The sequence below is a fragment of the Mesorhizobium sp. B2-1-8 genome (genome assembly GCF_006442545.2).
Classification (GTDB): domain Bacteria; phylum Pseudomonadota; class Alphaproteobacteria; order Rhizobiales; family Rhizobiaceae; genus Mesorhizobium.
Genome location: NZ_CP083952.1, coordinates 3,223,187 through 3,245,238, shown reverse-complemented (window position 1 = coordinate 3,245,238; position 22,052 = coordinate 3,223,187). Strand labels below are relative to the sequence as shown.

The following is a 22,052-nucleotide window of genomic DNA, read 5'->3' as shown; positions in this document are numbered from 1 at the left end:
GCATGGCCGCCTACGACTACATCCACGACGGCACGGCGATCTACGAGCGCTCCTTCGCCATTATTCGCGCCGAGGCCGATCTCTCGCGCTTCTCGGAGGCCGAGGCCGACGTCGCCATCCGCATGATCCATGCCTGCGGCCAGGTCGAGGCAGCAAGTCATTTCGTTTTCTCCAACGATTTCGTCACCGCCGCCCGCACCGCTTTGGCGGCCGGCGCGCCGATCTTCTGCGACGCTGAAATGGTCTCGCATGGCGTCACCCGAGCCCGGCTGCCGGCCGGCAACGAGGTGATCTGCACCTTGCGCGACCCGCGCACGCACGACATCGCCAGGGAGATCGGCAATACCCGCTCGGCCGCCGCGATCGACCTGTGGGGCGAGCGCATGGCCGGTTCGGTCGTCGCCATCGGCAACGCGCCAACCGCGCTGTTCTATCTCCTCGAGAAGCTGCGCGACGGCGCGCCCAAGCCAGCAGCGATCATCGGCATGCCGGTCGGTTTCGTCGGCGCCGCCGAATCCAAGGATGCGCTGGCCGAGAATTCCTATGGCGTGCCCTACGCCATCGTGCGCGGCAGGCTTGGCGGCAGCGCCATGACCGCCGCCGCGCTCAATTCGCTAGCGAGGCCGGGCCTGTGAACGCGTTTCCCAAAGGCCGTCTCGTCGGCGTCGGCACCGGTCCCGGCGACCCCGAATTGTTGACGCTGAAGGCCGCGCGGACCTTGGCCGAAGCCGATGTCGTGGCCTATTTCGCGAAACGCGGCAACAACAGCAATGCGCGCGCCATCGTCGAGGCGCGCTTCCGGCCCGACATGGTGGAACTGCCGCTGCTCTATCCCGTGACCACCGAGATCGACAAGGATCACGACGATTACCGCTCGCAGATATCAGGGTTCTACGAGGAGTCGGCAGACAGGGTCGCCGAGCACCTCGACGCCGGCAAGATGGTTGCCGTGCTGTCCGAAGGCGATCCGTTGTTCTATGGCTCCTACATGCATCTGCATGTGCGCCTCGCCCATCGTTTCCCGACCGAAGTCATCCCCGGCGTCACCGCCATGTCCGGCTGCTGGTCGCAGACCGGTGTGCCGATCGTCCAGGGTGACGACGTGCTAACCGTACTGCCCGGCACGATGAGCGAGTTTGAATTGACCCGCCGTCTCGCAGACACCGATGCCGCCGTCATCATGAAGGTCGGCCGCAACCTGCCCAAGATCAGGCGCGCGCTGGAAGCGACCGGCAAGCTGACGCGCGCAGTCTATGTCGAGCGCGGCACCATGGCCGGCAGCGTCTCGATGCGGCTTGCCGACAAGCCGGACGACAAGGCGCCCTATTTCGCCATCGTGCTGGTCGCCGGCTGGTCCGGCAGGCCTGGCTTGGCTGGAGCGCAGGCATGAGCGGCCGTCTCACTGTCATCGGTCTCGGACCCGGCAATGCCGACCAGGTCACGCCGCAAGCCAGCCACGCTATCGCCGAGGCAAAATTCTTCTACGGCTACAAGCCTTATCTCGACCGGCTCGAGCTGCGCCCGGACCAGACCCGCGTCGCTTCCGACAACCGTGAGGAACTCGCCCGTTCCAAGGATGCCCTGACCAAGGCCGCCGAGGGCCACGACGTCGCCGTGGTGTCCGGGGGCGATCCCGGCGTGTTTGCCATGGCCGCGGCGGTCTGCGAGGCGATCGAGGCCGGTCCGGCCGAATGGCGTGCGGTCGATGTCGCCGTCGTGCCTGGCGTCACCGCCATGCTGGCGGTCGCTGCCCGCATCGGCGCGCCGCTCGGCCACGATTTTTGTGCCATTTCGCTTTCCGACAATCTGAAGCCATGGGATCTAATCGAACTGCGCCTGCTGGCGGCGGCCGGCGCCGGCTTCGTCATCGCGCTCTACAACCCAATCAGCAAGGCGCGTCCCTGGCAGCTTGGCCGCGCCTTCGAATGCCTGACCGCCATCCTGCCCGGCACGACGCCGGTGATCTTCGGCCGCGCCGCCGGCCGCCCGGACGAACGCATCGAGGTCTATCTGCTGGCCGATGTCGACGCAGAAAAGGCGGACATGGCGACCTGTATCATCATCGGTTCGCCGGAGACCCGGATCATCAAGCGCGGCGACAAGCCGGCGCTGGTCTACACGCCTCGCTCGGCATCGGGCTCGACAAAATGACGCACCATCGCGGCCAGCGCTTCGACGGTTTCAGCAGAAGGCACGTCCGGCAGATCGGGCCTGCGCACCATGATCACCTCGATGCCAAGCATCCGCGCCGCGGCAATCTTCCCGTATGTCGCTGCGCCGCCGCTGTTCTTCGACACCACGACATCGATGCGATGCTTTTCGAGCAGCACGCGCTCGTCGGTCTCGCCAAACGGTCCGCGCGCCAGCAGATAGTCAGCGTCGGGCACAACCAGCTTCGGCTCGACCGGATCGACGCTGCGGATGAGATAGTGGTGCTGGGGTGCGGCCTCGAATGCCGCGACCTCCTGTCGGCCAAGCGCCAGAAACACACGGCGCGGCACATCGCCAAGCGCCCGCGCCGCGCCGGCAACGCTGTCGACCTCAAGCCAGCGGTCGCCTTCGACGGCCTCCCAGCCCGAGCGCCGCAAGGCAAGGATCGGCACGCCGCTCTTGCGCGCGGCCATTGCCGCATTGGCGGAGATTCGCGCCGCGTAGGGATGCGTGGCATCGATCAGCAGGTCGATGGACGTCTGCCTGAGATAGGTGGCCAGACCATCGGCGCCGCCGAACCCTCCACTTCGCACGGGCACGCCCTGCGCGACGGGACTTTCCGTACGGCCGGCCAGCGAAAGCGTGACGAGGAAATCCTCCGCCAGTTTTCCGGCCAATTGGCGCGCTTCTGTTGTGCCGCCGAGGATCAGAATCTTCTTCATGGGCACCATGCTAAACATCGTCGGCGCTGCCCCTCACCCTTACCCTCTCCCCGTGAAGAACGGGAAGAGGGAGGCGTCGGCGCCGAAGCTTCTCCCTTCTCCCCGTCACCATACGGGGAGAAGGTGCCGGCAGGCGGATGAGGGGCGGCGCGACATGTCAAAAAATCAGCCAACGCCAAAATGGCTCACCATCGTCGGCATCGGCGAGGACGGTTTAGCCGGTCTCGGCGACGAGGCCAAGCGGCGGATCGCCGAGGCGGAGTTCATCTTCGGCGGCAAGCGGCATCTGGCGCTCGTCGCTTCCTTCGCCACGGGCAAGCCGCGTCCCTGGCCGGTTCCGTTCGATGCCGGGATGGCCGACGTCCTGGCGCTTGCCGGCAGAAACGTCTGCGTGCTCGCCTCCGGCGACCCGTTCTTCCACGGGGTCGGCGCCACCCTCGCCCGCAAGGTCAACCCGCGCGAGATGCATGTCATCCCAGCGCCGTCGGCGATTTCGCTGGCCGCCGCCCGTCTTGGCTGGGCGCTGCAGGATATCGAGATCATCTCGCTGCACGGTCACCCGATTGACCTGATCCGCCCGCTGCTGCAGCCCAACGCACGCATCCTGGCGCTGACATCGGATGGCGATGCACCTGCTGCAATTGCCCGCCTGCTCACCGAACTCGACTTCGGCGCTTCGCGGTTGACGGTCCTGGAGGCGTTGGGCGGGCCGAAGGAGACATTGCGTTCGGTTCGTGCCGATGCCTTCGATCTGGAAAACATCAATCCGCTCAACGTGCTGGCCATCGAAATCGATTCGGCCCCGCAGGCGCGCGTCCTGCCGCTCACATCAGGCCTTGCCGATCATCTGTTCGAGCATGACGGCCAGATCACCAAGCGTGAAATCCGCGCCGTGACCCTGTCGGCGCTGGCGCCGAGGCGCGGCGAATTGCTGTGGGACGTCGGCGCCGGCTCAGGCTCCGTCGGCATCGAATGGATGCTCGCCCAGCCCTCGATGCGCGCCATCGCCATCGAGGCCGATCCGGCCCGCGCCGCCCGCATCGGCCACAACGCCGTTGCCTGCGGCGTTCCCGGCCTCGTCATCGTGGAAGGCAGCGCGCCCAAGGCGCTTGTAAAACTGGAGACGCCCGATGCCATCTTCATCGGCGGTGGCGGCAGCGACGCCGGCGTCTTGAACGCCGCCATCAAGGCTTTGCGCGCCGGCGGCCGTCTTGTCGCCAACGCGGTGACGCTGGAAATGGAAGCCCTGCTCCTCGCCCAGCACACAAAGCGCGGCGGCGATCTCACACGCATCGCCATCTCCCGCGCTTCGCCGGTCGGCTCAATGCAGGCATGGCGGCCGGCCATGCCTGTCACGCAATGGAGCTGGGTAAAGCCATGATGGTCGCGGGCATCGGCAGCCGAAAGGGCGTCACCGTCCAGGAGGTGCTCGCGGCGATAGAAACCGCGCTCGAAGCGCACGGCCTGGCGATGTCGGCTCTTTCGGCACTGGCCACCGCGGCGCTCAAAAAGGATGAAGACGCGATCGCCGCCGCTGGTCGCAAGCTGAACCTTCCCGTCATCATCGTCGACGAGGCGACCCTTGAGGCCGCCTCGCCGCGGACGCTCAGCAACTCCAGCCTCTCGCGGGACCTCGCCGGCACGCCATCGGTCTCGGAAGCCTCGGCCCTTGCCGTCGCCGGCAAGTGCAGCAGCCTGCTTGGCCCGCGCACCGTGCTCGGTGCGGTCACCTGCGCCATCGCCATCAGCGGAGACGCGCCATGACCGTCCATTTCATCGGCGCCGGCCCAGGTGCCGCCGACCTCATCACGCTGCGTGGCGCAAGGCTCTTGGCGAGTTGCCCGGTCTGCCTTCACGCCGGCTCCATCGTCGCGCCGGAATTGCTGCAGCATTGCGCGCCGGGAACAAGATTGATCGACACCGCGCCGATGTCGCTGGACGAGATCGAGGCTGAATATGTGGCCGCCCACAAAGTCGGCCATGACGTTGCGCGCCTGCACTCCGGCGACCTGTCGGTGTGGAGCGCCGTCGCCGAGCAGATCCGCCGGCTGGAAAAGCATGGCATCCCCTACACGCTGACGCCGGGCGTCCCTTCCTTCGCGGCCGCCGCCGCCGCACTTCGCCGCGAACTGACCATTCCCGAAGTCGCGCAAAGCCTGGTGCTGACCCGCGTTTCGGGGCGTGCGTCGAAAATGCCGCCCGGCGAAACCTTGGCCGGCTTCGGCCGCACCGGCGCCACGCTGGCCATCCATCTTGCCATCCACGCCATCGACCGCGTCGTCGCCGAACTGACGCCGCACTATGGCGGCGATTGCCCGGTCGCGATCGTCTTCCGCGCCTCCTGGCCGGACGAGCGCGTGCTGACCGGCACGTTGGAGACCATCGAGGCGCTACTGGCCGCCGATCCGATGGAGCGTACGGCGCTCATCTTCGTCGGTCGCTCGCTGGCGGCGGAAGGCTTTGGCGAGAGTTCATTGTATGACGCCCATTATCAGCGGCGTTTTCGCGGACGGGACGGATTGTGAGCGGCAGCACTGGAAATAAGGGCGAAAACGCCACGCTCGAACAGGCGCTCGCGCGGCTGAACTTCAAGCCGCGTCCGCTTGAGCCGGGTCATGTCTGGTTGGCCGGCGCCGGCCCCGGCGATCCGGGCTGCCTGACCCTGGAAGTGCTGGCGGCGCTGGCCGAAGCGGATGCGCTGGTCTACGACGCTCTGGTTTCGCCTGATGTCGTCGCGGTTGCCGATAACGCCGAGCTTTTCTTTGCGGGAAAACGCGGCGGCCAACCCTCGATGAAGCAGGACGACATCACCGCTTTGTTGGTGCGGCTGGCGCGCGAAGGCCGCCGCGTCGTCAGGCTGAAGGGCGGCGACCCCTATATTTTTGGCCGTGGCGGCGAAGAGGCGCTGGCGCTGGCGCGCGAAAACATCGCGTTTCGCGTGCTGCCGGGCCTGACATCGGGCCTCAGCGCGCTGGCGGCCACCGGCATCCCGGCCACCATGCGCGGCATCAACAAGGCTGTCATTCTTGCGACCGGCCACGCCGCAGGCACCGACGACGACATCGACTGGGCGGCCATCGCCCGCACCGGCCAGCCCGTGGTGGTCTATATGGGCATGGCCAATCTGCCGCTGATAGCAGCCGCCCTGCTCGACGGCGGACTGGCGCCGTCGACGCCGGCGGCCGTAATCGTTGCTGCGACCACCCCAAAGGAGCGAACCGTCGTCGCCACGCTCGCCACCATTGCCGAGGCAGCGGCGGCCGCCGGGCTCGCCTCGCCGGCATTGATCGTCGTCGGCGGCATCGTCGCCATGCGCGCGGCATTGGCGGCGCAGGCATGACGGCGCGCGCGATCATCATCGGCGCGCCGCGCTCCGGTTCGGGCAAGACAAGCGTCACCATCGGCATCCTGCGCGCGCTCACGCGGCGCGGCCTGAAGGTTCGTGGCGCCAAATCCGGCCCGGACTACATCGACCCCGGCTTCCACACCGCCGCCACCGGGCTATCCGGCGTCAACCTCGACAGTTGGGCGATGTCGCCGTCGCTGCTCAATGCGCTGGCCGCACAGGCAGCCGACGATACCGACTTCGTCATCCTCGAAAGCGCCATGGGCTTGTTCGACGGCATCCCGGCCTCGCCGGGGCGCACCGGTTCCGCCGCCGATCTCGCCCGGCTTTACGGCCTGCCGGTGCTGCTGGTGCTCGACGTGTCCGGCCAGTCGACCACGGCGGCGGCCGTCGCCAAGGGTTTTGCGACTTACGATCCGGACGTGCGCATGGCGGGCGTCGTGCTGAACCGGCTGGGCAGCGAGCGCCACCGGCGGCTCTCCGGCGACGCCATCGAGGCGATCGGCCTGCCCGTCGTCGGCGCCATCCTGCGCGACCCCTCGCTCAATTTGCCCGAACGCCATCTCGGCCTCGTCCAGGCCGGCGAATATGATGACCTGATGGCGCATCTCGACCGGCTCGCCGACATGGCCGAGAAGTCGCTCGACCTCGACGCTGTCATGGCGCTGGCAGCACCCCTCGCCCCGGCGGTTGGCGACTTCGCCGACGCGCTGCGGCCGCCCGGCCAGCGCATCGCACTGGCCGAGGATGCCGCTTTCACCTTCCTCTATCCGCATGTCGCCGCCTGTTGGCGCAAGGCCGGCGCGGAGATCGTTCCGTTCTCGCCGCTCGCAAATGAAGCGCCCGACGAGGATTGCGATGTCTGCTGGCTGCCCGGTGGCTATCCCGAGCTTCACGCCGGCAAACTCGCAGCTGCTACGAATTTCCACGCGGGAATGGCGCGTTTTGCCGCGAAGAAGCCGATCCATGGCGAGTGCGGTGGCTTCATGGTGCTTGGTGAAGCGCTGGAGGATGCCTCCGGCGAAACGCATCGCATGCTCGGCCTGCTCGGCCATTCCACCAGCTTCGCCAGGCGCAAGATGAATCTCGGCTACCGTGAGGCACGGCTGCGCGCCGACTGTCCGCTGGGGCCGCAAGGCGCGCTGATCCGGGGTCACGAATTCCACTATGCGCAGATGACGGCGACCGGCAATGACGAGCCGCTGGCAGACCTCGCCGACGGCCAGGGCAATCCGCTCGGCGCATCCGGCTACCGGCGTGGCCATGTCAGCGGCACCTTCTTCCACGCCATCGCGCGGGCCTAGAACCATGAAGTTCCGAAGAATCACCCTGTCACCTCGGCAAGTCCTCGACGACATCGCCCTTTGCCTGGTCTTCTTCACGCGCCTGCCGCTGCCCGTGTTCGATTTTCGTGGCCGCAGCCTCTCCGCCGCGATCTGGGCCGCTCCTATTGCCGGCCTCGTCGTCGGCTTGATCGGCGCCATCGTCTTTGCCACGGCGGAACGCTTTGGCCTTGCCATAGGACCGTCGGCCGCCCTGGCCCTTGTTGCAACCGTGCTCACCACAGGCTGCCTGCACGAGGATGGGCTCTCCGACGTCGCCGACGGCTTCGGTGGCGGCAAGTCGCGCGGACGCAAGCTCGAGATCATGCGTGACAGCCGCATCGGCGCCTATGGGGCCATGGCACTGGCGCTGTCGCTGCTGATCCGCTGGAGCACGCTTTCGGAACTCCCCGATCCCACGCAAGCCCTCTTCGCCCTGGCGGCGGCGCATGCGGCTTCGCGCGGCGTGCTGGGCGCCTTCATGCATCTCTTGCCGGCGGCGCGGTCCGACGGCCTGTCGGCCGGGGCCGGCGCAGTCTCGCTCGAAATGGCAATTGCCGGCGCCGTGATCGGCGCTATTCCGCTGCTCCTGCTTGGCCCCGGCGGCGCCATCGCCGCGCTCATCCTCCTTGGCCTGCTGTTTGCTGCCTTCCACGCCCTTTGCCTCAACCAGATCGATGGCCAGACCGGCGACACGGTTGGCGCCTTGCAGCAATTGAGCGAAATCGTAGTGCTTCTCGTCGCTTCCGTAGCTCTTTCCTGACCCCCTCGACCTGATTCCCTTCTGGAGACCTTGCCCCCATGCCCTTCAAATCCCTCGATGAACTGCGCGCAGCCTGTCTCGACCTGCCAGCCGGCAGCGAGGCCGCGGCCAATACCGTTGCCCGCCGCCAGGATACACTGACCAAGCCGCAAGGCAGCCTCGGCCGGCTCGAATCGATCGCCGCCTGGCTGGCGCGCTGGCAAGGCCGTGACATGCCGAAGCTCGACCGCGTGAAAGTCTTCGTCTTCGCCGGCAACCACGGCGTCACCGCGCAAGGCGTGTCGGCCTACCCTTCGGAAGTCACCGTGCAGATGGTGGCCAATTTTGCCGGCGGCGGTGCCGCCATCAACCAGCTCGCCCGCATCGCCGGCGCCGAGCTCGACGTCATCCCGCTCGACCTCGACCATCCGACCGGCGACTTCACGCAGACATCCGCGATGGACGAGAAAGCTTTTCTCGCCGCAGTGTCCGCAGGCCATGACGCGGTGACCAAAGACATCGACCTCGTCTGCTTTGGCGAAATGGGCATCGGCAACACCACGCCGGCCGCCGCCATTTCGGCTGCCCTGTTCGGCGGCGGTGCCGAAAAATGGACCGGACGCGGCACCGGCGTCGACGATGCCGGCCTGAAGCGCAAGGTGGTCGCCATCGAAGCCGGCCTGAAGCGCCACGCCGCAGCCCTTGCCGATCCGCTGGCGATCGCAGCCTCCCTTGGCGGGCGCGAACTCGCCGCTATTTTCGGCGCCACGCTCGCCGCGCGGCATCTGGGCATACCCGTGCTGCTCGATGGCTTCGTCTGCACCGCCGCCGCCGCGCCGCTGGCGAAACTGCACCCGACCGGCCTTGCTCATACGATCGCCGCACACGTCTCCGCCGAATCGGGCCATCGCGGCCTGCTCGAAGCGCTCGCCCTGCCGCCGCTGCTCGATCTCGGCATGCGGCTCGGCGAAGGCTCCGGCGCGTGCCTGGCCGTCAACATCGTGCGCTCGGCGCTGGAGTGCCATGCGAGAATGGCGAGCTTTGCCGAGGCGGGAGTGTCGGAGAAGTAATCCGTCAAACTTTCAACGTGATTGAGCCAAAATAATAACGCCGTTTTGATTGTTTCATGAGACCAGTAAATCTCATGTGGAGATCAGACGATGTATTTGAAGGCGATAACTGTCATTGCGCTGCTTTGCGGCACTGTTGCGCCGGCTTTATCGCAGTATGTCGATGAGAATGGCCGCTTCCGGCGCGCCGGCGACGACGGGCTGGCCAAAATCCAATCCAGTCTGACCATGACCCTTCCCGTCAAGGACGACGAGGATGTCGCGGCGCAGCAGCAAACCGCGCTGCGTTCATTCTACAAGGTCGCGGCCGGCAGTTGCGCCATGGTGCTCGATACCGTTGCCGACACATGCGAGGTCACCAGCGTGACCACGAACGTCAACGCCAGGGATCGCAGCATGGGAGGTGCTGCGGGATCGCAGATGACAGTGACCGGGCAGATCGCCATGAAGGTCAAGTTCAAGGCCAGCATCGGCAAACCGGCGCAGTAAGGCACCTGCAGCCCAGCCACCCCACCTGGTTCATCACTGAGGCCTGTTCAAGCGCTCAACGCCGACCAACGTACATATTTCGTCGAGACAACGATCCAAATTCTCGTGAATTTCGGTACCCGTGAACCGAAGGACGGTCCAGCCTTGTCCATATAGCCAGCGATCTCGTTTTGCGTCATGGGCCCAACGCACGGGCAGTGCGGCGTTGCCCGACATCCTCGCGATATGATGCGCCCATGCGCGGACGCCTTGTGTACAAATCCTCATAAATTTTCGGATGCCCCCAAGGGGGGCTCGCGATTTCCTGGCTCGGGCCTACTGAAATTTCGACCGCAAGAAGAAGCGCCGGGCGCCGCTCGCCTTTCTGCAGGCTCCCGCGAACTTACATTAGCAAGAAAGAATATATTAACGGCTGTGATGCAGCCTTGCATACGGGGACGGGAAACACCTCCTCATCGGACGTTCCAAACGCGCGCCCTCAGGCGCCGGGACGCTCGACCAATGCGGAGCAAACGCATGAGTGTCGGAGCAGCTCTCGAACTATTGCTGCGGTTGATTTATAACCGAGCCATGAAGTTGGCGGCGTTGCCGGAGGATGAAAGGGATACACACTACGATCTTATCCGCCGTTCATGCTGCGAAGCAGCCGAGCACATCGGGCAAAACCCCGACAAGGCAGCCATCACGGCAAACGATATGGTTGAGTTTATTCGCGCACTGGTGGGAATCATCGAAGTGGGCCGTGGATCAAACCAAGGGCCAAGCACAGATCGGCCGCCGCCAGCGCGACATTTTGGCAGCCGGGAGAACGGCATGACGCGCATCTAGATCCAGGATGCAATTTCGGTGCTGGCCCAAAATATCTGGACATACCGCGGACACGGACTTCCGCCTGCATCCGCCAGGGTCCCTCACCTCGTCCAACAAATTGATTTTGTTAGAATTTGGTGGGTGCGCACAGGATTGAACTGTGGACCCGCTGATTAAGAGTCAGCTGCTCTACCAACTGAGCTACGCACCCACTCGGCCGGCAAAAACCGGCGTTGGCGGCCATATAGCCGCCGATGCCGATCCTGTCCAGCCCTGCTGGAATCATTTCCCGACAAATCGACCGAGGCCTCTCCCGGTCAAACGAAAAGCTTGCCTTCCGCCACCTTGATCGCATTGCCGCCAATGCGCGCGGACGCCAGTTTTCCACCCTGTACGGTCAGTTCGAGGCGGATGCGCGATGGCCGCCCCATCTCCAGTCCCTGCTCGATCCATAGCTGCGAAACCCCGTCCGTCGGGCCGTCGAAATGCATGATGGCGCCGGCGAAAGCGGCCGCAGCGGAGCCCGTCGCCGGGTCCTCATAGGACGGCGTGCCGGGCACGATCATGCGCACATGAAAAGCGCTTTCGTGATTCACCGTCTCGCGGCAATAGACGTACGGACTGGCGAAGGCCCATTCGGTCTTGCGCGGTGCCAGTTCCGACCACGCCTGGTTGTCCAGCCTGATCCGGCCCGCCGCCTCGAGGTTGGCGACCGGAATGGTCACATAGGGCACGCCCGCCGACCAGAAGGCGACACGGTGATTCTCGAAGCCGATCTCGTGCGGCGCCAGGCCAAGCGCCGCCCCGACCGCCTCCGGATCGGCATCGAGCTTCAACGGCTCCGGCAGTTTCGCCAGGTCGAATTCGGCGAAGGTGGCGCCATCGTGCTTGCTGACCGCGCAACGCACCGGGCCGATGTTTTCTTCCAGCACGAAGATGCCGGCTCCGCCCTCACCGGCCAGTTCCGCCAGCGCGATAGCCGAGCCCACCGTCGGGTGGCCCGCGAATGGCATTTCATAGTCGGGCGTGAAGATGCGGATGCGGTTTCGGTGCTTTGGGTTATCAGGCGGCAGCACGAATACCGATTCGGACAGGTTGAACTCGCGCGCGATGGCCTGCATCGCGGCGGTGTCCAGACCTTTGCAATCCAACACCACCGCCAGCGGGTTGCCGGCCAGTCGCTGGGTCGTAAACACATCGTAAAGCAAGTAATTCCGGGTTTGCATTCCTGCCTCAATCCCAACATGGGCGAAATTTAATTTGATATTTGAACCGGTAAGCCTGATCTGTGCACAGATAGGGACATTACGCATCACAGGGGTCCGACGTGGACCAGATTGTCAATCTGCCAAAGACGGAATCGGATTCCGCCATCGAGACGGCGCTTGGACTCGACAGACAAGGTCTGCGCAAGACGCGCCGGCGTGGCTGGCTCTATGCGTTGCTGGCGCTGATCGTCCTCGTCGCGGCTTTTGCGGGCTATCAATGGTACGCCGGCACGCCGACCAGGATAGACTACACGACAGTGCCGGCGGCCAAGGCCGACCTTACCGTCCAGGTGTCGGCGACGGGCACGCTGCAGCCGCTCACCCAAGTCGACATATCAAGCCAGCTCTCCGGCATCATACGCTCGGTCGCGGTCAATGAGAACCAGCAGGTGAAGAAGGGCGACGTGCTGGCGGCGCTCGACACCGCCAAGCTGCAGGTCCAGATCGAACGAGCCGAAGCGTCCGCGAAAGCCGCGGCTGCCAATGTCGAGGACGCCAAGGTAACGCTGGCCGAGAACGAAAGCGCGCTTGTCCGCGCGGCCGCGTTGACCAAGCGCGGCATGGCCACCGACCAGTCGCTCGAGGCGGCGACCGCGACGCGCGACCGCTCCAGGGCGGCGCTCGACAGCGCCGCGGCCAATCTGGCCATCGCCAATGCCGACCTGAAATCGCAGCAGACCGACCTGGCCAACAGCACCATCTACGCGCCGATCGATGGCATCGTGCTGACCCGTTCGGTCGACCCCGGCCAGACGGTAGCCTCTTCGCTGCAGGCGCCGGTGCTGTTTATCATCGCCGCGGATTTGAGGAACATGGAGCTGGTGGCGGCGGTCGACGAAGCCGACATCGGTGCGGTCAAGTCAGGCCAGCACGCCCGCTTCACCGTCGACGCCTTCCCCGACCGGCCGTTCGATGCCGAAATCCGCGACATCTCCTATGCCTCGGTCACGACGGATGGCGTCGTCACCTACAATGCGCGGCTCGAGGTCGACAACAGCGAACTTCTGCTGCGCCCGGGCATGACCGCTACCGTTTCGGTGGTCACCCGGCAGGCCAAGGATGTGCTCACCGTGCCCGCCGGCGCCTTCCGCTACCGCCCGGCGCAGCAGGCCGCGCGCGGCTGGAGCCTCAGCGACCTGTTCACCGGCCGCATGGGCCGCCCCAACCGCCAGCGCCAGGCGGCGAAGCCACCGACCGATGGTTCTCGCACGCTCTATGTGCTGGAGAACGGCCGGCCGCATCCGGTCAACGTCAAGATCGGCTCGACCGATGGCGAACTGACCGAGATCACCTCCGGCCTGGAGGAAGGCGCGCAGATCATCACCGCCTCGCAATCGCGGAGCTGAGGCCGTGGCCGCGCCCCTCATCACCTTCGACAAGGTCTGGAAGAGCTACGGCCAGGGCGAAGGCAAGGTGCATGCACTGGCCGGCGTCGATCTTGCCATCCGGCGCGGCGAATTCGTCGCCATCATGGGTCCGTCGGGTTCCGGCAAATCGACGGCGATGAACATCATCGGCTGCCTCGACACACCGACGGCCGGAACCTATTCCTTCATGGGCGTCGATGCCGGCCGGCTCGACCGCAACCGCCGCGCCATGCTGCGCAACCTTTATGTCGGCTTCGTCTTCCAGGGCTACAACCTGCTGGCCCGCACCACCGCGGCCGAAAATGTCGAACTGCCGCTGATCTATCGCGGCGTCGCCGCCCGCGAGCGCCGCTACCTTGCCATGCAGGCGCTGGCCCAGGTCGGCCTCGTCGGCCGCGAACACCACACGCCAGCGGAGCTCTCCGGCGGCCAGCAGCAGCGCGTGGCGATAGCGCGCGCCATCGTCACCAGGCCAACGCTGCTCGTCGCCGACGAGCCGACCGGAAATCTCGACACTGCACGCACCCATGAAATCATGGAGTTGCTGACGAAGCTGAACAAGGAGCTTGGCCTGACCATCGCCATGGTCACACACGAGGCCGATGTCGCCGAATATGCCGAGCGCACCATCCGCTTCCTCGACGGCCACGTCGCCTCCGACACCGCGAAACTGGAGACGGCATAACCATGATCTGGGAAACCGTCCGCCTCTCGCTCCGCTCAATCCGCCGCAACGTGCTGCGCTCGTTCCTGACGCTGCTCGGCATCGTCATCGGCGTCGCCGCCGTCATTGCCATGCTGACCATCGGCTCCGGCACCACGCAAAAGGTCAAGGCCGACATTTCCAAGCTCGGCAGCAATCTGCTGGTCGTGCGAGCCGGGCGCCCAGCCGGTCCCGGCGGTCCGGGCGGGCTCGACCAGGCGGTGCGGCCGCTGGCGGAAAAGGACCTGGCGGCGCTGGTCGCGCATCTCACCGGCGCGCGCGCCATTTCGCCGGCCTCGCAAAAGCAGGTCCGCGTCATCTTCGGCACCGAAAGCCTGACTTCAGGCGTTACCGGCACCGACAGCGCCTATCTCGACGCGCGCGACTGGAAGCTGGTGTCCGGCCGTCCGTTCAGCGATTCCGAAACCCGCTCGGGCACCGGCGTGTGCCTGATCGGCGAGACGGTGCGCCAGCAGTTCTTCGGCGCCGGCGATCCCGAGGGCGAGATCATCCGCGTCAACCGTACCTCATGCAAGATCATCGGCCTGCTCGAACCCAAGGGCTATACCGGCTTCGGCCAGGACCAGGACAATGTCGTGCTGATGCCGCTCGCCGCCTATCAGCGCCGCATCGCCGGCAACCGCGATATCGACAACATCTACATCGCCGCCGACGACCGCACGCCGACCACCGAATTGCAGCCGCGCGTCGAGGACATTTTGCGCGATGCGCGCCGCATAACTCCCGACCGCGAGAGCGATTTCGGCATCCGCGACATGACCCAGATCGCCGATGCCATGGCCAGCGCCACCACCACCATGACCGGCATGCTGGGTGCGGTCGCCGGCGTCAGCCTGCTTGTCGGCGGCATCGGCATCATGAACATCATGCTGGTGTCGGTCACCGAGCGCACCCGCGAAATCGGTATCAGGCTCGCCATCGGCGCGCATGAAAAGCACATCCTCATTCAGTTCCTGGTCGAGGCGACCGTGCTGTCGCTGCTCGGCGGCATTATCGGCATCCTGATTGGCCTGGCGCTGGCCGGCCTCGCCTCGATGACTCTGACCATACCCTTCGCGCCAAGCCCGGCAGTCATCCTGCTCGCCGTCGGCTTCTCCGCGCTGATCGGCATGGTGTTCGGCTTCTTCCCGGCCCTGCGCGGCGCCCGCCTCGATCCGATCGACGCGTTAAGGCACGAATAAGCGTCGACACGCCGGCCGGTCTTCTGATCTATTGCTCGCCTACGGCTTAGGATGGAACGCCCGGTTATATCGCTGCTTCCCACGGATTGACGGTGTTCAACCCGGCGGCCGCGAATGGACCGGTGTCGCGTGTGGCGATCGTGAGACCGTGCGCTACGGCAGTGGCCGCGATGTAGCCGTCCGCGTTGCCGATCGCCTTGCCCGCGGCTCTCGCCTGTACCATGAGGTTGGCATAGGCGCGCGACGCATCGAGGTCGAAGGGCAGAATGCGGCCAGCAAACAGCGGCAACGCGTCCTGCTCGAGACGATCCTGCAGGATCGTGCGGCGCTTGCCGGCAGGCATCGCCGCGATGCCGAAACGCAACTCGGCTACGGTGACAGCCGAGAGATACAGGGTTTCGACCGCCTGGGCGTCGATCCACCCGATGACGCGGGGATCGGGTGCAGGTCTCCACGGCTCGGAAATGACATTGGTGTCGATGAGGATCATTCGAATCTCACCGGCCCGCCCGGTGTCTTGTCGCGGAGCTGCTGCAAGGCATCGACGTCCCCATCCGACAATCCGGCCTCGCGGCCGATGGCGGCGAGCAGGGAGCCGAGTTTGACCCGACTGGGTGGCCGCACGGCCGTTTCCAGGATTTCACGCATTTCGGCTTCGGTGCTGCGGCCGTGATGCGCTGCCCGCACTTTCAGGGCGCGGAGCGTTTCCTCTGGCAAATTGCGGATAGTGACAGCACTCATTGATATCATCCAAAGCTACAATGATGTCATTGATAGCAATATCGCAAATCTGCTATCATTACGCAACAGCCCGTATAGCTGTTCATCTGCAAGAGCCGCTCGGACCATCGCGCTGCCGATCCGTGACAACGGCACGGAATTTAATTTCCGTTCGCGAAATGCCACTCGATCAGCGGCTTCATGTGCCGCGATAACCCGTCCGGCAGGTCGCCGGCATGGCGGATGACCACCGGTCCCTCGATCTCCGGATCGGCTTCGGTGGCGACGAAGGCCGAGATTCGGCGCGCAATCTCGTTGGCCGACCCATCGACATGATAACGGCGGAAGATGACGGTGCCGCTTGCCGCCGACAGGGCGTGCCAGCGCACGCCGCGCCTGGCATCCGACAGGTCGAGGCCGGTCTCCTCGCGCACCTCGCGGATCATGTTGAAATCGACATCGACCAGCCCATCACGGAAATCGATCGGCTCGAACGAGCCGGCGGCGAAATAGACGCTGCCGGCACCCACTGTGTGTCGTCCCATGCGGATCGCCACCAGCGCATTGTCCCCGGCCACCAGCATGGCATGGCCATAGGCGTGCTCGGCGCCGGAATTTTCCCGTCGCTTGCGCCAGAGCATGAAGGTCGAGTAGTTGACCGCATGGCAGCGGCCAACGAGGCTGCGGTCGCGATAGGCAAGTTCTGAAAGCAGAACCACCGTGCCATCGAACAGCGCCGGATTGGCCGCTATCTCCTGCCGCCAGTTCTCGGCGATCGCCTCGGCATTATCCACCGCGAAGGGATGCGGTCGGGCATCGAGGCGCACATCGATGGCGTCGACCGGCAGGATGACATTGCGCGGAAGATCAAAACTCATGTCGGCTCAGGCCCTATCCTGCCCACATCCTGCCCATCAGACCATGTCCAGCGTGATCGCCACCGGGCAATGGTCCGAAGCCTTGGGCCGATCCCACCCGGTGCGCGGGAAGCGCTCGACTTCCTGGCCGGTGGGAAAGATCGTGCGCCAGGGTTGGCCGTTGCGGATGATGTCGGGTACCGCGGTGGCGTTCTTCGCCGCCAGCCCCTTCGACAGCAGGATGTAGTCGAGTTGGCACAGATGCCGCTCTTGCGGCCCGCGTGTGTGATAGAAGCTCCATCGGTTCATTTCCGGCCGCCGCTCGACGACGTTTTCGCAGAAGCCGCCCGCTGTCAGCACATTGATGCAGGACAGGTTCTCGTCGACTACCTGGAAACGGTAGCCGTCGATCTCATCGCCGGCGATCTTCACGCGCTGGCGGTAGTCGTTCATGTCGCCGCAGATCGCCCAGCGCTTGTCGGCGGCCACGGTCTTGTCGGCAGTCTCCGCACCGAAACGCTCCTCGATGATGCGCCGCACGGCCTGCGCCTCGGCGATGCGCACCGGCATCGTCGCCTCACGTCCGTCGAGCCCGTTGCGGGCCGACCCCATCGACTTGAAGTGCACGAGATAGAGCGTCAGCGGCACAGCGCCCACGGTGACATCGACTTCCAGGCAGTCGCGCCGGAAGATGCGTTCATTGGCCTGGCTGCCGAGGGCTGCAAGCTCCGGCGTGTGCAACCCGAACTGCTCGTAGGTGACATAGGCGTGGCTGGTCATGCGCACGAATTCGATCGGCTGTCCCTGCGCGGTTTCGTTGCGCATCATCAGGGCGACATCGATGCCGCGCGAATCATTGCCCGATGTTGTGTATTTCTGGCGGTAACCCTGCCCCACCATCTTGAACAGATAGCCATATTCGAAGGCCTTCAGGGCCTCGATGTTGTCGACCTCCTGCATGCAGATGATGTCGGCACGGGTGGCGGCGATGGCCAGCGCCGTCAGCTGGCGCGTATCGTCGGATTGCGCGATGGCACGCGCCTGTTCCAGCATCCTATATTCGGCCTCGCTCTGGATATCGAACAGCGCCAGCGTCCGGTCTTCGTTGAGCTGGTTGCGATAGCCGGAAAAATCGAACCTGTTCATCAGGTTCTCGACATTGAAGGTGGCAAGGCGCAGCGACATGCCCCGACCTTTGCCTGCAAGCGACAGCCAACACAAGAGTCAAGGCGCATGCCCGTCATGGTTGACGGAACCTTTCCGTTCATCTTCCGTTCATAGGAAAAGTCCCATCAATAGGCCTCTTCCCGGGTGTCGGCGTGGGGCCTTTACTCCTTGGAGAGTGAAATGAAACCGCTCTTTTCTTCCTTCCGGTCCGGGCTGATAAGCCTCGGCCTTGTTGCGGGGCTGACGGTGCCGTCGCTCGCCGGCCCGATCCTGCAACCCGATCTCTCGACCGCAACCGCGACGCCCGCGCCGCAGATCATCCCCGTCCGCGACAGCTGGGCCGGCGGTAACGATCGCCCGATCTGGCGCTGGCGCAACGGCGGCGGCGACTTCAGATTCCGCTCCGGCAACTTCAGCGGTCAACGTCATTTTTCCCGTAACTGGAACGGCGGCAACTGGAATGGCAATAACAACTGGCGCTGGCGGCATCATCGTCGAAACTTCGATGATGGTGAGGCAGCCATTTTGGGTCTAGGCCTCGGCCTTGGATTGGGCAGCCTGGCCTATAACAACTATTATGATCCCTATTACTATGACTCCTATCCGCGGTACTATCACCCGCATCGCTACTACCGTGCGGGTCGGCTTTCCAGCGCCCATGTCCAGTGGTGCTATAACAGGTACCGGTCGTATCGAGCCTGGGACAACACGTTCCAGCCCTACAACGGCCCGCGCCAGCAGTGCCGGTCGCCTTACGGTTGAGCTGTAATCGAACCTGGCCATCTGAAATAAAAGCGGCGCCTCGCGGCGCCGTTTTATTGGTCGGGCCTGGATCGTTCAGTTCTTGGCTTTGTCGACCAGCTTGTTCTTGGAAATCCACGGCATCATCGCGCGCAGCTTGGAGCCGACTTCCTCGATCTGGTGGCTGTCGTTCATGCGGCGGATGCCCTTGAAGCGCGACATGCCGGCGCGGTATTCCTGCATCCATTCCGAGGTGAATTTTCCCGTCTGGATGTCCTTCAGCACACGCTTCATCTCGGCCTTGGTCTCGGCGGTGATGATGCGCGGACCCGAGACATATTCGCCCCACTCGGCGGTGTTGGAGATCGAATAGTTCATGTTGGCGATGCCGCCTTCATAGATCAGGTCGACGATCAGCTTGACCTCGTGCAGGCACTCGAAATAGGCCATTTCCGGCGCGTAACCGGCTTCCACCAGCGTCTCGAAGCCGGCGCGGATCAGTTCGACCAGGCCGCCGCACAGAACGACCTGCTCGCCGAACAGGTCGGTCTCGCATTCCTCGCGGAAATTGGTCTCGATGATGCCCGAACGGCCGCCGCCGACGCCGCAGGCGTAGGACAGAGCGAGGTCGAGCGCATTGCCCGAGGCGTCCTGGTTGACGGCGACCAGGCACGGCACGCCGCCACCCTTCTGGTATTCGCCGCGCACCGTGTGGCCCGGGCCCTTCGGCGCGATCATGACGACGTCGACGGTCGACTTCGGCTCGATGAGGCCGAAATGCACATTGAGGCCGTGAGCGAAGGCGATCGCGGCACCGTCGCGGATGTTCGGCGCGATTTCGTTCTTGTAGATGTCGGCCTGCAATTCGTCGGGCGTCGCCATCATCATCAGGTCCGCCCATTTGGCGGCGTCGGCGACGCTCATCACCTTGAGCCCGTCGGCCTCGACCTTCTTGGCGGTCGCCGAGCCGGCCTTGAGGCCGATGGCGATCTCCTTGGCGCCGGAATCCTTGAGGTTGAGCGCATGCGCCCTGCCCTGGCTGCCATAGCCGATGATGGCGACCTTCTTGCCCTTGATCAGGTTGAGATCGGCATCACGATCGTAATAGACACGCATTTTACTTCCTTCCCGTTTTGAAGAGAGCATGATGCCGAAAAGTGTGAAGCGGTTTTCGGACGACATCATGCTCCATCTCTTGATGTAGAGCCGGATTCAGATTTCAGGTCGATTTGACCTGAAATCATCCGGCTCTATGGGCCTTGAGGCCCGGTTTTTGCTCCGAAAAGAGCGAGAAACTGTTGCGTCGCGCGGATGGCATCGCCGCCGATCGCCGCCTCAGTCAATTCCAGCCGGTCACCGAGCAGCAGACGGATCTGCACATCCCGGCCAACCAGCCCGAAAAAGGTACGGAACGCCGTCTCGGCATCCGCAAATTCAACGAGCCCGGCCTGCCGGCCGGCCTCCAGCACCGGCTTCAACCGCTTGGCCAGTGCAAAGCGCCCATTCTCCAGCACGACGGCGCCGAGATTGTCCTTACCCGAACCCGCATGACCGACCGCCACCCTATTGAGCGCGATCGAGGTATCGCTTGAAATGACCTTGAGCCAGTCGCGGGCAAAGCGCTCCAGGCTCGCCGCCAGCGAGACAAGGTCGAGCCCCTTGCCGTCGACCTGCGCCACACGCACCTTGGACGCCTGCCACTGCACGGTCGCGGTCAGCAGGCCGTCGCGGTCACCGAACCATTTGTAGAGCGTTTCCTTCGAACAGCTCGCTCGCCGCGCGACGGCGGCCATGGTCAGGTTGTCGCCGTCCTCGACCAGCAACCGCAAAGCCGCATCCAGGACGGCCTGCTGCCGCTCCGTCAGCGTCTCGCTGTTGTCGATGTCGGGCACGCTGTGCAACACGTTCTTCCCTCGGCACCCGAAGCAGGTCGATGAATATGGCCTGCCGTACCGTACGTTACGGTTCGGCATATTGCGCAATCCGAAGATCGGCGCAAGGGCAAAGAAGAAAATATCTGCCGATGCCCGCGCGGCCGCGCCATGCGCGTGCTCAGTCCGCGGCGGGCGGATGGCGCAGCTGGCCAAGCAGTTCCGAGATCATGCTCAGCTCATCCGATGAAAGCTTGGCACCCACCAGTTCGGCGATCGAACGTCCGTAGACCGCCCACATCCGGCGGCGCGTCTCACGTCCCCTGGCCGTGATGCGGATGGTTTGCCCACGCCCGTCATCGGCCACCGGCAGTTTTTCGACCAGACCGTCGGTCTCGAGCCGGGCCAACAGCCGCGAGATGTTGTATTGCGCAAAAAGGGTGCGCTCGATCAATTGAAACGGGCGCAAGCCGCCCTCGCCGGCCTCGGCAAGCTCGTGCAGCACGTCGTACCATGGAAGCGGCGGCAGGCCGCCCTCCTTCAGAGCCTCCTCGGCGCGTTCCATCAATTGGCGCGAAACCCGCATCAGGCGGGCCCAGACCTTGATTGCATCCGGCGAAGGCATCTCTGTCATGGCTGCACCATAAGAGATAGATGCAATTGCATCAAGCTTGACGATCAATGCAAGCGCATCTACATAGATGCAATTGCATCGATATCGAGAGGCACATCCCCATGCGGCATCCCGACACCCTCAGTCTCGTCAGCCACCCCCTTTGCCCCTATGTCCAGCGTGCGGCGATCTCGTTGGCCGAGAAGGGCGTCCCGTTCGAACGCGTCGACATCGACCTCGCCAACAAGCCGGACTGGTTCAAGGTGATCTCCCCGCTCGGCAAGGTGCCGCTGCTGCGCGTACGGCAAAATGGCGACGAGACGATGATCTTCGAATCCGCGGTCATCCTCGAATTCCTCGAGGAAACACAGGCCAATCCGCTCCACCCGGCCGACCCTTATGCCCGCGCCCGGCACCGCGCCTGGATCGAGTACGGCTCAGCCATCCTCAACGCCATCGGCCGGTTCTATTCAGCGCCGAGCGAGGCCGGCTTCCTCGCCGAGTCCAGTGCGCTGTCGGCGATGTTTGGCCGCCTTGAGGCTGAACTCGCTGACGATACCCTGCGGAGCAGGCCATGGTTCGCTGGCAGCCGCTTTTCACTCGTCGATGCAGTTTACGGTCCGGTCTTTCGCTACCTCGACGCCTTCGACCGCATCGGCGATTTCGGCATCCTGGACGGCAAGCCGCTTGTCCAAGCCTGGCGCGAGGCGTTGAGCGAACGCACCTCGATCAAGGGCGCCGTCGCGCCCGACTATCCGCAGCGCCTGCATGCTTTCCTGCGGGCGAAGGAGTCTTTTCTCTCGAGTCTCATTCGGCAAGGCGATCCGGCCACCGCGCTTCGGCAAGCCCAGCCCGCCTGAACGGATCGATCACCGTGCCGGCCACCATCGA

Annotated in this window: 27 protein-coding genes and 1 tRNA gene; 17 read left to right on the top strand and 11 right to left on the bottom strand. The window is 64.6% G+C overall.

What is annotated here, in order from left to right:
* Positions 1 to 2: 2 nt before the first annotated feature.
* From FJ970_RS15920 to FJ970_RS15910, 3 genes are read left to right on the top strand one after another with little or no spacing between them, the layout of a single operon-like run.
* On the top strand, positions 3 to 635 hold the full coding sequence (locus FJ970_RS15920; RefSeq protein ID WP_140758040.1) for a precorrin-8X methylmutase: 633 nt from the start codon (positions 3 to 5) through the stop codon (positions 633 to 635).
* A complete protein-coding gene (locus FJ970_RS15915) occupies positions 632 to 1,390 on the top strand; it encodes a precorrin-2 C(20)-methyltransferase (protein ID WP_140758041.1) in 759 nt (252 codons plus the stop codon). Before FJ970_RS15920 ends, FJ970_RS15915 begins: the two co-directional genes overlap by 4 nt.
* Positions 1,387 to 2,151, top strand: coding sequence for a precorrin-3B C(17)-methyltransferase (locus tag FJ970_RS15910; RefSeq protein WP_140758042.1), 765 nt, complete (start codon positions 1,387 to 1,389; stop codon positions 2,149 to 2,151). The genes FJ970_RS15915 and FJ970_RS15910 overlap by 4 nt, the downstream gene beginning before the upstream one ends.
* Here the strand turns inward: FJ970_RS15910 and FJ970_RS15905 are convergent.
* Positions 2,115 to 2,873, bottom strand: coding sequence for a cobalt-precorrin-6A reductase (locus FJ970_RS15905; protein WP_140758043.1), 759 nt, complete (start codon positions 2,871 to 2,873; stop codon positions 2,115 to 2,117). The two genes, FJ970_RS15910 and FJ970_RS15905, sit on opposite strands and share 37 nt — an antisense overlap.
* 154 nt (positions 2,874 to 3,027) lie before the next feature.
* On the opposite strand from FJ970_RS15905, the gene cbiE reads away from it, so the two are divergent.
* The 8 genes from cbiE to FJ970_RS15865 all read left to right on the top strand — a co-directional run bounded on the left by cbiE (position 3,028) and on the right by FJ970_RS15865 (position 9,842).
* Complete coding sequence (cbiE, locus tag FJ970_RS15900; protein WP_140758045.1) at positions 3,028 to 4,254, top strand: precorrin-6y C5,15-methyltransferase (decarboxylating) subunit CbiE; 1,227 nt, start codon at positions 3,028 to 3,030, stop codon at positions 4,252 to 4,254.
* Positions 4,251 to 4,637 carry a cobalamin biosynthesis protein gene (locus FJ970_RS15895; RefSeq protein ID WP_140758046.1) on the top strand — a complete coding sequence of 129 codons (387 nt, stop codon included), beginning with the start codon at positions 4,251 to 4,253 and terminating at the stop codon, positions 4,635 to 4,637. Before cbiE ends, FJ970_RS15895 begins: the two co-directional genes overlap by 4 nt.
* Positions 4,634 to 5,398 (top strand): precorrin-4 C(11)-methyltransferase, encoded by a 765-nt coding sequence (gene cobM / locus FJ970_RS15890; protein WP_140758047.1) that lies wholly within the window; start codon positions 4,634 to 4,636, stop codon positions 5,396 to 5,398. Before FJ970_RS15895 ends, cobM begins: the two co-directional genes overlap by 4 nt.
* Positions 5,395 to 6,213, top strand: a complete 819-nt coding sequence (gene cobA, locus FJ970_RS15885; protein ID WP_140758048.1) for a uroporphyrinogen-III C-methyltransferase — start codon at positions 5,395 to 5,397, stop codon at positions 6,211 to 6,213. The genes cobM and cobA overlap by 4 nt, the downstream gene beginning before the upstream one ends.
* On the top strand, positions 6,210 to 7,523 hold the full coding sequence (locus FJ970_RS15880) for a cobyrinate a,c-diamide synthase (RefSeq protein WP_140758049.1): 1,314 nt from the start codon (positions 6,210 to 6,212) through the stop codon (positions 7,521 to 7,523). The genes cobA and FJ970_RS15880 overlap by 4 nt, the downstream gene beginning before the upstream one ends.
* 4 nt (positions 7,524 to 7,527) lie before the next feature.
* Complete coding sequence (gene cobS, locus FJ970_RS15875) at positions 7,528 to 8,304, top strand: adenosylcobinamide-GDP ribazoletransferase (protein ID WP_140758050.1); 777 nt, start codon at positions 7,528 to 7,530, stop codon at positions 8,302 to 8,304.
* A 38-nt stretch (positions 8,305 to 8,342) separates the two neighbouring features.
* Positions 8,343 to 9,353: a nicotinate-nucleotide--dimethylbenzimidazole phosphoribosyltransferase gene (gene cobT, locus FJ970_RS15870; protein WP_140758051.1), complete on the top strand. Its 1,011-nt coding sequence runs from the start codon at positions 8,343 to 8,345 to the stop codon at positions 9,351 to 9,353.
* A gap of 90 nt (positions 9,354 to 9,443) precedes the next feature.
* The gene (locus tag FJ970_RS15865; RefSeq protein WP_140758052.1) at positions 9,444 to 9,842 is read left to right on the top strand and encodes a hypothetical protein; all 399 of its coding nucleotides are present in this window, start codon (positions 9,444 to 9,446) and stop codon (positions 9,840 to 9,842) included.
* A gap of 33 nt (positions 9,843 to 9,875) precedes the next feature.
* Here the strand turns inward: FJ970_RS15865 and FJ970_RS33905 are convergent, their stop codons facing one another.
* On the bottom strand, positions 9,876 to 10,058 hold the full coding sequence (locus tag FJ970_RS33905; protein ID WP_181178464.1) for a DUF559 domain-containing protein: 183 nt from the start codon (positions 10,056 to 10,058) through the stop codon (positions 9,876 to 9,878).
* A gap of 300 nt (positions 10,059 to 10,358) precedes the next feature.
* Here FJ970_RS33905 and FJ970_RS15855 point away from each other — a divergent pair, with 300 nt between their 5' ends.
* Positions 10,359 to 10,670 carry a hypothetical protein gene (locus FJ970_RS15855; protein ID WP_140758054.1) on the top strand — a complete coding sequence of 104 codons (312 nt, stop codon included), beginning with the start codon at positions 10,359 to 10,361 and terminating at the stop codon, positions 10,668 to 10,670.
* 117 nt (positions 10,671 to 10,787) lie between these two features.
* Here FJ970_RS15855 and FJ970_RS15850 read toward each other — a convergent pair.
* Positions 10,788 to 10,863 (bottom strand) — tRNA-Lys (locus tag FJ970_RS15850).
* 106 nt (positions 10,864 to 10,969) lie between these two features.
* Positions 10,970 to 11,878: a PhzF family phenazine biosynthesis protein gene (locus FJ970_RS15845; protein ID WP_140758055.1), complete on the bottom strand. Its 909-nt coding sequence runs from the start codon at positions 11,876 to 11,878 to the stop codon at positions 10,970 to 10,972.
* A 101-nt stretch (positions 11,879 to 11,979) separates the two neighbouring features.
* Here FJ970_RS15845 and FJ970_RS15840 point away from each other — a divergent pair, with 101 nt between their 5' ends.
* Genes FJ970_RS15840 through FJ970_RS15830 form a run of 3 tightly spaced genes read left to right on the top strand, consistent with a single transcriptional unit; the run spans position 11,980 to position 15,192 of the window.
* Positions 11,980 to 13,266: an efflux RND transporter periplasmic adaptor subunit gene (locus FJ970_RS15840; protein ID WP_140758056.1), complete on the top strand. Its 1,287-nt coding sequence runs from the start codon at positions 11,980 to 11,982 to the stop codon at positions 13,264 to 13,266.
* Between the two features lie 4 nt (positions 13,267 to 13,270).
* Positions 13,271 to 13,972, top strand: a complete 702-nt coding sequence (locus FJ970_RS15835) for an ABC transporter ATP-binding protein (RefSeq protein ID WP_140758057.1) — start codon at positions 13,271 to 13,273, stop codon at positions 13,970 to 13,972.
* 2 nt (positions 13,973 to 13,974) lie between these two features.
* On the top strand, positions 13,975 to 15,192 hold the full coding sequence (locus FJ970_RS15830) for an ABC transporter permease (protein WP_140758058.1): 1,218 nt from the start codon (positions 13,975 to 13,977) through the stop codon (positions 15,190 to 15,192).
* A gap of 64 nt (positions 15,193 to 15,256) precedes the next feature.
* On the opposite strand, the gene FJ970_RS15825 is transcribed toward FJ970_RS15830, so the two are convergent.
* The 4 genes from FJ970_RS15825 to FJ970_RS15810 all read right to left on the bottom strand — a co-directional run bounded on the left by FJ970_RS15825 (position 15,257) and on the right by FJ970_RS15810 (position 17,954).
* Positions 15,257 to 15,682 (bottom strand): type II toxin-antitoxin system VapC family toxin, encoded by a 426-nt coding sequence (locus tag FJ970_RS15825; RefSeq protein WP_140758059.1) that lies wholly within the window; start codon positions 15,680 to 15,682, stop codon positions 15,257 to 15,259.
* Positions 15,679 to 15,933, bottom strand: a complete 255-nt coding sequence (locus tag FJ970_RS15820; RefSeq protein WP_140758060.1) for a FitA-like ribbon-helix-helix domain-containing protein — start codon at positions 15,931 to 15,933, stop codon at positions 15,679 to 15,681. Before FJ970_RS15820 ends, FJ970_RS15825 begins: the two co-directional genes overlap by 4 nt.
* Positions 15,934 to 16,073: 140 nt before the next feature.
* A complete protein-coding gene (locus tag FJ970_RS15815) occupies positions 16,074 to 16,790 on the bottom strand; it encodes a hypothetical protein (protein ID WP_140758061.1) in 717 nt (238 codons plus the stop codon).
* Between the two features lie 36 nt (positions 16,791 to 16,826).
* Positions 16,827 to 17,954: an endonuclease/exonuclease/phosphatase family protein gene (locus FJ970_RS15810; RefSeq protein ID WP_140758062.1), complete on the bottom strand. Its 1,128-nt coding sequence runs from the start codon at positions 17,952 to 17,954 to the stop codon at positions 16,827 to 16,829.
* Positions 17,955 to 18,116: 162 nt separating this feature from the next.
* On the opposite strand from FJ970_RS15810, the gene FJ970_RS15805 reads away from it, so the two are divergent.
* Positions 18,117 to 18,698 carry a BA14K family protein gene (locus FJ970_RS15805; RefSeq protein ID WP_140758063.1) on the top strand — a complete coding sequence of 194 codons (582 nt, stop codon included), beginning with the start codon at positions 18,117 to 18,119 and terminating at the stop codon, positions 18,696 to 18,698.
* A 75-nt stretch (positions 18,699 to 18,773) separates the two neighbouring features.
* Here the strand turns inward: FJ970_RS15805 and ilvC are convergent, their stop codons facing one another.
* The 3 genes from ilvC to FJ970_RS15790 all read right to left on the bottom strand — a co-directional run bounded on the left by ilvC (position 18,774) and on the right by FJ970_RS15790 (position 21,182).
* Positions 18,774 to 19,793 carry a ketol-acid reductoisomerase gene (gene ilvC, locus FJ970_RS15800; RefSeq protein ID WP_140758064.1) on the bottom strand — a complete coding sequence of 340 codons (1,020 nt, stop codon included), beginning with the start codon at positions 19,791 to 19,793 and terminating at the stop codon, positions 18,774 to 18,776.
* 134 nt (positions 19,794 to 19,927) lie between these two features.
* On the bottom strand, positions 19,928 to 20,581 hold the full coding sequence (locus FJ970_RS15795) for a TetR/AcrR family transcriptional regulator (protein WP_140758065.1): 654 nt from the start codon (positions 20,579 to 20,581) through the stop codon (positions 19,928 to 19,930).
* Between the two features lie 148 nt (positions 20,582 to 20,729).
* Entirely contained in the window at positions 20,730 to 21,182 is a 453-nt protein-coding gene (locus tag FJ970_RS15790) for a MarR family winged helix-turn-helix transcriptional regulator (RefSeq protein WP_140758175.1), read from the bottom strand.
* Between the two features lie 101 nt (positions 21,183 to 21,283).
* On the opposite strand from FJ970_RS15790, the gene FJ970_RS15785 reads away from it, so the two are divergent.
* Entirely contained in the window at positions 21,284 to 22,021 is a 738-nt protein-coding gene (locus FJ970_RS15785; protein WP_140758066.1) for a glutathione S-transferase family protein, read from the top strand.
* Positions 22,022 to 22,052 lie beyond the last annotated feature (31 nt).